Genomic DNA, 7,150 nt, shown 5'->3' on the forward strand with positions numbered 1-7,150 from the left:
CGCCTCCTACGCCCAGGGCTTCACAATGCCCGACGTCGGCCGGGTGCTGCGGGCGATCAACACGCCGAACCGCGACGTCGACACCTATCTGGACGTGACCCCGGTGGTCTCCGACAACACCGAGGTCGGCCTGGACTACAAGGCCGGCCCGCTGCAGGCCCAGGCCGCCTGGTTCCGCTCCACCTCCGACCGCGGATCGCTGCTCGTGCTGAACCCCGGCGGCAATTTCGAGGTCCAGCGCCAGCGCACCGAGGTCGAGGGGATCGAGATTTCCGCCAAGGTCGCCGCCACCGACTGGCTCACCGTCGGCGGCTCCTACGCCCATCTGGACGGCCTCACGGATTCCAACGGCGACGGCGCCGTCGACCGCGACCTCAACGGCGCCAACATCTCGCCCGACCGCCTCCTGCTCTATGTGGAGGCCGTTCGCGGCGACTGGTCCGGCCGCCTTCAGGCCCAGCAGTTCTACGGCCGCGGCTTCGTGGGCGAGGTCGCCGCCAATCGGTTCGAGGGCTACGGCCTGGTCGACGCCATGGTGTCCTGGAAGGCGCCGCTCGCGACCCTGACCCTGGGCGTCCAGAACCTGCTGGACAAGCAGTACATCAGCTACTTCAGCGACACCCAGGGCCCCACCGATAACGCCCGCTACTTCGCCGGCCGCGGCCGGACGGTGGCCTTCGGCGTGACCCGCGACTTCTGATGGGCTTGCTGCGAACGCTCCATGCCTGGGCGGGCGCGGTCCTGGCGCTCTTGCTGATCGTGCTGGGGCTATCGGGCTCACTGTTGGTGCTGAAGGACGACTGGCTGCGGGCGACGATGCCGGCCGCGCGCCAAGTCGTGACACCGACGCCTCAGACCCTGGGCCAGGCGGCCGAGGCGCTGGAGCAGGCCCACCCCGGTGAAATCCGGACGCTGGTGTTCGCCCGGCCCGACCTGGGCGTCCATCGGGTCTATCTGAAGGACGAGTCCAACGCCTATGCCGACACCGCCGGCGGCCTCGTCGCGACCTGGCGCGGCAACGCCCGCCTGGAGGCCTGGATATTCGACCTGCATCATCACCTGCTAGCTGGTGAGATCGGCGAGATTTTCGTGGGCGTCGCGGGCCTGGCCGGGGCGCTGCTGGTGCTGACCGGGCTGATCATCTGGCTTCCCTCCTGGCGAGCCTTCGCCTGGCGGCTCTGGCCCCGCTCCGCCCGGCGCAGGGATCTGGTTTCGGCCCATCGCGATACCGGCATGATCTTCCTGATCCCGACCTTCGTCCTTTGCCTGACCGGCGGGGCGATCATCTTCCACGACCAGAGCCAGGCCCTAATGACCGCAGCCTTCCCGGGCGGCGTCACACCGCCCAAGCCGCCAAAGGCCGGCCTGGGGGACATCGACTGGCCCGTGGCTCTGAGCGCGGCCCAGGCCCGGTTCCCCACCGCGACCCTGCGCATGGTTGGCTGGCCCGCGAAGGCCGGCGCGCCGGCGACCATCCGCATGCGTCAGGCCGGCGAATGGCATCCCAATGGCCGCACCGTCGTCTACATCGATCCAGCCACCAGCCAGGCCATCGGCGCCCTCGACAGCCGCGCGCTCGCGCCGGGGATGCGCGCCTACAACGCCTTCTACCCCCTGCACGCGGCCTCGGTCGGCGGCCGGACCTACGACATCGCGATCTTCGCCTCGGGCCTGGCGCTCGCCGGCCTGGGCGGGGTGGGATTGTGGTCGTTCCTGGTCAAGCCGCGACAACGCCGCGCGGCCCAAGCTTAAGCTATCGTCAACCTAAACCCGGCTCCATGGACCGGAATGTGGGCGAGGTTCGCCTGCGGGGGCGAGAACCATGGCCAGGACCCAACCAGCAGGCGCGGAGGCGCCGCCGCCCGTCGGCACGGCCGCCAAGCCTTGGGACCTGGCGCGCGCCCCGCGCATCGCGGTGGCCAAGCCCCGCCTGGTCGAACTGTCGGCCGCCTTGCCCTATCTGCGGTCCATCGACGCGACGCGGACCTATTCCAACTTCGGCCCGCTCAACAGCCAGTTCGAGACCCGCCTGGCCGCCCAGTTCGGCCTTGAGCCCGGCCACGTCGCCACCTGCAACAACGCCACCAGCGGCCTGACCATGGCGCTGCAGCGCGCCGCCGCCCGGGGCGGCCGCTACTGCCTGATGCCGGCCTGGACCTTCGCCGCCACGGCCCACGCCGCGCTCGCCGCGGGCCTGACGCCCTACCTGGTCGACGTCGACCCGCGAACCTGGGCCCTGACGCCGGAGATCGCCCTGGAGGCCCTGCCGCGCATCTCGCACGGCGTGGCCGCCATCGTGCCGGTGGCGCCCTTCGGCCTGCCGCTGGATGCGCAGGCCTGGGACGCGTTCCAGGCCCAGACAGGGGTCGAGGTCGTCCTCGACGCCGCCGCCGGCTTCGACGCCCTGACCGTCGGGCGCTCGGTCGCCGTGGTCAGCCTGCACGCCACCAAGATCCTCGGCATCGGCGAGGGCGGCTTCGTCATCAGCCGCGACCCCGACCTGATCGTCGACATCCGCCGCCGCTCGAACTTCGGCTTCGACGGTAGCCGCGACTCCAGCCTGATCGGCTGCAATGGCAAGATCAGCGAGTTCGCCGCCGCCTATGGGCTGGCGGCCCTCGACCACTGGAAGCTCCAGCGGGCCCAGTACCAGTCGGTGCTCGGCTACTACCGCGCGGCCCTGGCCGACCTGCCCGACCTCAGAATCGCGCCGGGCCTGGGCGACGACTGGATGGCCTCGACCTTCAACATCGAGGCGCCGGAGGCCGCCATCCTGGAGATCGAGGCGCGGCTGGGTGAGGCCGAGATCGCCACCCGCCGCTGGTGGGGCAAGGGCCTGCACGGCCACCAGGCCTTCCGCGACCTGCCCCGCGCGCCGTTGCCGGTGACGGAGCGTCTGGCCGCCACGACCCTGGGCCTGCCCTGCTGGCCGGGCCTGGACACCACGGCGATCGACGAGATCAGCGCAGTCGTGCGCCGCGTCCTGACGACCTGAGCGCCAGCCGCTTCGGCATCGGTTGGGCGAAGATGGTTTCAAGCGAGGTGGGGATGCGTGCGGAGAAGCGGCGGAAGGCGATCTGCGTCAAGACTTTCAGCTCACGGGCGAAGTTGTCCTGGTCCAGTCGCCGCGCCAGCAAGGTCTGCTGCTCGACCAGCCAGGCGGCCCGTAGCGCCCGATCATCCACCAGCGCGCCCAGCATCGCGAAGTAGCTCTCGGCGTCGCATGACAGGTGGCTCGACGGCACGAAGGCCCCCACGTCGCCGACGTCGCCGCGAGTGATCACCGCGGCCCCGGCGTCGATGGCCATGAGCGCGGTGTTGCCGCCGCCCGCCCGGAAGGGATTCGCGAAGATGTCGCAGACCGCCAGCAGGCTGGCCAGATCGTCGTCATAGGGAATGTGCGTGAACTGAGATCCCAGGACCGACTCGAAAGCCTCGACCCAGAACGCCTGCATACGGCCCACTAGGACCCAACGGATCTCGGGGTTGTCCCGCACCAGCGCGCCCATGCCGTCCACGAAGGCCTGATCCATGTCGACCCCCAGGCGATTGCCGACGGTGACGATGATCGTCTCCTCCGGTCTAAAGCCCAGTTCAGCGCGACCACGGTTTTGCTTCGCGACCGATCGGTTGAACGGCGCGCTCTCCAACTGGCGGTAATTGTCGGCGAACCCGTCGGGCGCACCCTTCCGCCTCCAGAGCTTGGCGATGTAGGCCGGGTCCTGACAGTACCAGTAGACGTCGGCGTACTGCACCGGCGCGGCGTCCCCGCAGGTGAACATCACGGTGGGGCCCACCAAGGCCGCCAGGCTGATGTGGATGATGAACGCCTGTTCGCACCAGAAGTGGAACGTTCGCGGACCGCTGCCAGCCGCCTGCGCCAGGAAGTTGGGGTCTGCGTCGATGGAGTGGAAGGTCACCTTGGCGAGGGAAGCCCCGAGCCGCGTGCGCGCATAGGCCTGCAGCGCCGGCGTCAGCGTTCCCGAGTAGAAGACGTCGACAGTGTGGTTGTCGGGGTCGGCGGCCAGGGCGTGGATGTAGTCGAACGCCCCCCGCGTAGGCGAATGGAGCACATCCAGTAGCAGGCCGGCGAACACGCAGTGCGCATGCTGCACGGCCGGATCAGCGCGCTCCATCTGGAACCCGATCGCGTGAGCTTCCTGGAAGTAGGTGCGACGCGCCAGGGCCGCGAGCGCGGCGCTTCCGTCGTCGCCCAGTTCGAGATCGCACCACCAATCCAGGCTCGAAAGGTCGCTGATCAACTGCAGCCTGTGACCCGATGCGAGGCTGGAGTGGCTGATCAGATCGATGACGTGCAGGACGAAGTCAGCCTTCGCAACGCCGTCGAACGCCGTCGGGTCCAACGCGTCCATAAAGCGCTGCAGGATTGTCCTGACCGAAGCGACATAGCCCGGCTGCGCGTCATTCAGTACTTCGTCCAGAACGCCCAAGCCCGCCCCCAAGTCGCATGGCTCGCTCAGAGGCGCGCCACCGGCAAGTCGACCTCCCCGGCCGCCATGGCGGCCCGCAGGCGACTCTCATGGTCAATAATATCTTGCCGCCGGTTACGAAGAAATTTAGCCGGCGCGCCGACGTAGATCCCCCAGGGATCCAGGCTGCGGATGATGATCGAACCGGCGCCGGTCGTCGTTCCGTCGCCGATCTCCACCTGCGGCAGGACGACGGAGCCTGCGCCTACGACCACATGCCGTCCAAGCCGCACAGGGCGGTCCGCCGTAGCGCTGGTGAATTGGGCGGGCACCGTCGGGCCGGTCAGGTGGCCACCGCTGAAATCGTCCGACCGCGAAAGGATTCGCGCGCCCGCCGCCACGCCCGCGAAGTCGGCCAGTTCGACCCCTGCCCCTGCCATGATCGCGCAGTGGGAACTCACATGAACGAAGTCGCCGACCCGCAGCCAGCCGCCCGCCGCGCTCAGCAGGGTGAAGGGATCAATCCGCACATTGCTGCCGAAGCGCATGTTCTCCATCGCCACCAGGACGCAGGTCTCGTGGACGGCGACATTCTCCCCGACCTCGGCCACCCCCAGGTCGCGAAGCTCGGCCTCGCGCATGAACCGGCCGCGATAGGTCTTCATGGGGCGCTCCCGACTCAGTCGATGGCCAGCCTACCGCTTGACGCCCGGCGCTCCACCCCGGAGCTTGGCGCCATGCTACGCACCCTCCTTGCCGCCGGCGCCGCCCTTTTCTGCGCTTCGTCTGTCCACGCTCAGTCGCGCCTCGGAGAGATCAAGGACCCGGAAACCCGCGCCTGGTGGGCGATCACCGAGGCGCTCTCCGGCGATGACATGGAGGGCCGCGACACCGGCGCGCCCGGCTATGACCGCGCCGCCAATCTGGTCGCCCAGCACTTCGCGAAGGCCGGGCTGAAGCCGGCCGGCGACAACGGGACCTGGTTCCAGGAGGTCGCCCTGCATGAGGTGGCCCTGGCCAAGGCCGGCACGAGCTTCACCCTTGTCCACGACGGCGGCGGCGAGGTCCCGCTGCGGTTCCTGCACGACATCTCGTTCCGCCCCGCCGACGACACGCCCGCAAGATTAGATGCGCCGCTGACTTTCCGCGGCTACTGCGCGCCCGACGCCCTGGACGGCGCGGCTGGCAAGATCGTGATCTGCTTCAACACCCGCCGCCAGGGGCTGACCACAGGGGCGCAGCGGGTCCGCGCGGTCCAGGCGGCCGGGGCGGCGGGGATCGTCCAGGTCGACGACCCCGGCTTCACCATCGAGCCATTCCGCTGGCCCCAGGCCTATGCCCGCTCCGTGGGTTTCGCCGACGCCAAGCCGGCGGGGCCAACCCTGCCGGCCATGAGCTTGAGCGCCGCGGCCTTCGAGACGCTGCTGGCCGGAACGGGCCGCGACGCCAAGGCGATATTGGCGCAAGGCGGCGCCAAGCAGCCGCTGGAGAGCTTCGACATCCCCGCGCGCCTGCGCGCCACGCTCTCGGTGACCACGCGCGACTATCGTTCCAGCAACGTCCTTGCCCTGCTTTCCGGGACCGATCCCAAGCTGGGCGCCGAACACGTCGTCCTGACCGCCCACCTCGACGGATACGGCTACGGCGAGCCCGTTGGCGGCGACAGCCTCTACAACGGAACCCTGGACGACGCGGCCTATGTCGCCCTGCTGGTCCGGGTCGCCGAGCAGCGGGCCGGCAAGGGCCATCGGCGCGGCGTGCTTTTCGCCGTGGTGACCGGCGAGGAAAAGGGCCTGCTGGGCTCCAACTGGTACGTGAAGCATCCCACCCTGCCGCTGAAGGACGCCGTGGCGGTGCTCAATCTCGATCAGCTTCGCCCGCTCTATCCGCTGAAGATCCTCACCACCCTGGCCGTGGACGACACCAGCCTGGGCGCCACGGCCCGCAAGCTCGCCGCGCCCATGGGCGTCGAGGTCCGCCCCGACCTGGAACCCGAGCGCGGCCTGCTCAGCCGCACCGACCACTGGCCCTTCATGCAGGCCGGCGTGCCCGCCATCAGCTTCATCTTCGGCTTCGACCCGGGCACGGAGGCCGAGGCCCGCTACCGCGAATGGTACCAGACCCGCTACCACCGCCCCCAGGACGACATCGGCCAGCCGATGGACTTCCAGGCCGCCCGCGATTTCAACGCCTTCTACGCCAGGCTGGTCGCCAAGGTCGCCAACGCGCCGGAACGTCCCACCTGGAACCCCGCCAGCCCGTTCAAGCCGAAGGCGCCATAGAAAAAGGCCCGGAGTCGCCTCCGGGCCTTCCGGTGTCCAGGCTGAAGTCCGCGCCTAGTTCCGCGCGGTGTCGACCAGCTTGTTCTTGGTGATCCAGGGCATCATGGCGCGCAGGCGGGCGCCGACTTCCTCGATCTGGTGTTCCGAACCGCGCCGGCGGGTGGCCTTGAAGCTGGGTTGGCCCGCCTGGTTCTCGGCCATGAAGTCGCGCACGAAGCGGCCCGACTGGATGTCTTCCAGCACCTTCTTCATCTCGGCCTTGGTCTCGGCGGTGATGATGCGCGGGCCGGTGACGTACTCGCCGTACTCGGCGGTGTTGCTGATCGAGTAGTTCATGTTGGCGATGCCGCCTTCATAGATCAGGTCGACGATCAGCTTCACCTCGTGCAGGCATTCGAAGTAGGCCATTTCCGGCGCGTAGCCGGCCTCGGTCAGGGT

6 protein-coding genes and 1 pseudogene are annotated in these 7,150 nt (G+C 69.1%); 4 read left to right on the forward strand and 3 right to left on the reverse strand.

Annotation, left to right across the window (positions count from 1 at the left end):
• From RMO04_RS07290 to RMO04_RS07300, 3 genes are all read left to right on the forward strand, one after another.
• Window positions 1–700, forward strand: a 700-nt coding sequence (locus tag RMO04_RS07290) for a TonB-dependent receptor domain-containing protein (protein WP_309644121.1), incomplete at its 5' end; no start/stop codon positions are given.
• The gene (locus RMO04_RS07295) at window positions 700–1,752 is read left to right on the forward strand and encodes a PepSY-associated TM helix domain-containing protein (protein WP_309644122.1); all 1,053 of its coding nucleotides are present in this window, start codon (window positions 700–702) and stop codon (window positions 1,750–1,752) included. The genes RMO04_RS07290 and RMO04_RS07295, both read left to right, overlap by 1 nt.
• 70 nt (window positions 1,753–1,822) lie before the next feature.
• Complete coding sequence (locus RMO04_RS07300) at window positions 1,823–2,995, forward strand: aminotransferase class I/II-fold pyridoxal phosphate-dependent enzyme (RefSeq protein WP_309644123.1); 1,173 nt, start codon at window positions 1,823–1,825, stop codon at window positions 2,993–2,995.
• On the opposite strand, the gene RMO04_RS07305 is transcribed toward RMO04_RS07300, so the two are convergent.
• Window positions 2,961–4,451: a hypothetical protein gene (locus tag RMO04_RS07305; RefSeq protein ID WP_309644124.1), complete on the reverse strand. Its 1,491-nt coding sequence runs from the start codon at window positions 4,449–4,451 to the stop codon at window positions 2,961–2,963. The two genes, RMO04_RS07300 and RMO04_RS07305, sit on opposite strands and share 35 nt — an antisense overlap.
• Window positions 4,452–4,477: 26 nt before the next feature.
• Window positions 4,478–5,095, reverse strand: a complete 618-nt coding sequence (locus RMO04_RS07310; RefSeq protein ID WP_309644125.1) for an acyltransferase — start codon at window positions 5,093–5,095, stop codon at window positions 4,478–4,480.
• A 72-nt stretch (window positions 5,096–5,167) separates the two neighbouring features.
• On the opposite strand from RMO04_RS07310, the gene RMO04_RS07315 reads away from it, so the two are divergent.
• Entirely contained in the window at window positions 5,168–6,712 is a 1,545-nt protein-coding gene (locus RMO04_RS07315; protein ID WP_309644126.1) for a M28 family peptidase, read from the forward strand.
• A 54-nt stretch (window positions 6,713–6,766) separates the two neighbouring features.
• Here the strand turns inward: RMO04_RS07315 and RMO04_RS07320 are convergent.
• Window positions 6,767–7,150 (reverse strand): annotated as a pseudogene (locus RMO04_RS07320) (ketol-acid reductoisomerase); the annotation flags it as partial.

Source organism: Phenylobacterium sp., from assembly GCF_031412415.1.
Lineage (GTDB): Bacteria > Pseudomonadota > Alphaproteobacteria > Caulobacterales > Caulobacteraceae > Phenylobacterium.

What these genes read in the sequence shown, in the direction of transcription:
- RMO04_RS07295 (WP_309644122.1), top strand. Translation starts at nt 700, where the DNA reads ATGGGCTTGCTGCGAACGCTCCATGCCTGGGCGGGCGCGGTCCTGGCG.
- RMO04_RS07300 (WP_309644123.1), top strand. Translation starts at nt 1,823, where the DNA reads ATGGCCAGGACCCAACCAGCAGGCGCGGAGGCGCCGCCGCCCGTCGGC.
- RMO04_RS07315 (WP_309644126.1), top strand. Translation starts at nt 5,168, where the DNA reads ATGCTACGCACCCTCCTTGCCGCCGGCGCCGCCCTTTTCTGCGCTTCG.
- RMO04_RS07310 (WP_309644125.1), bottom strand. Translation starts at nt 5,095, where the DNA reads ATGAAGACCTATCGCGGCCGGTTCATGCGCGAGGCCGAGCTTCGCGAC.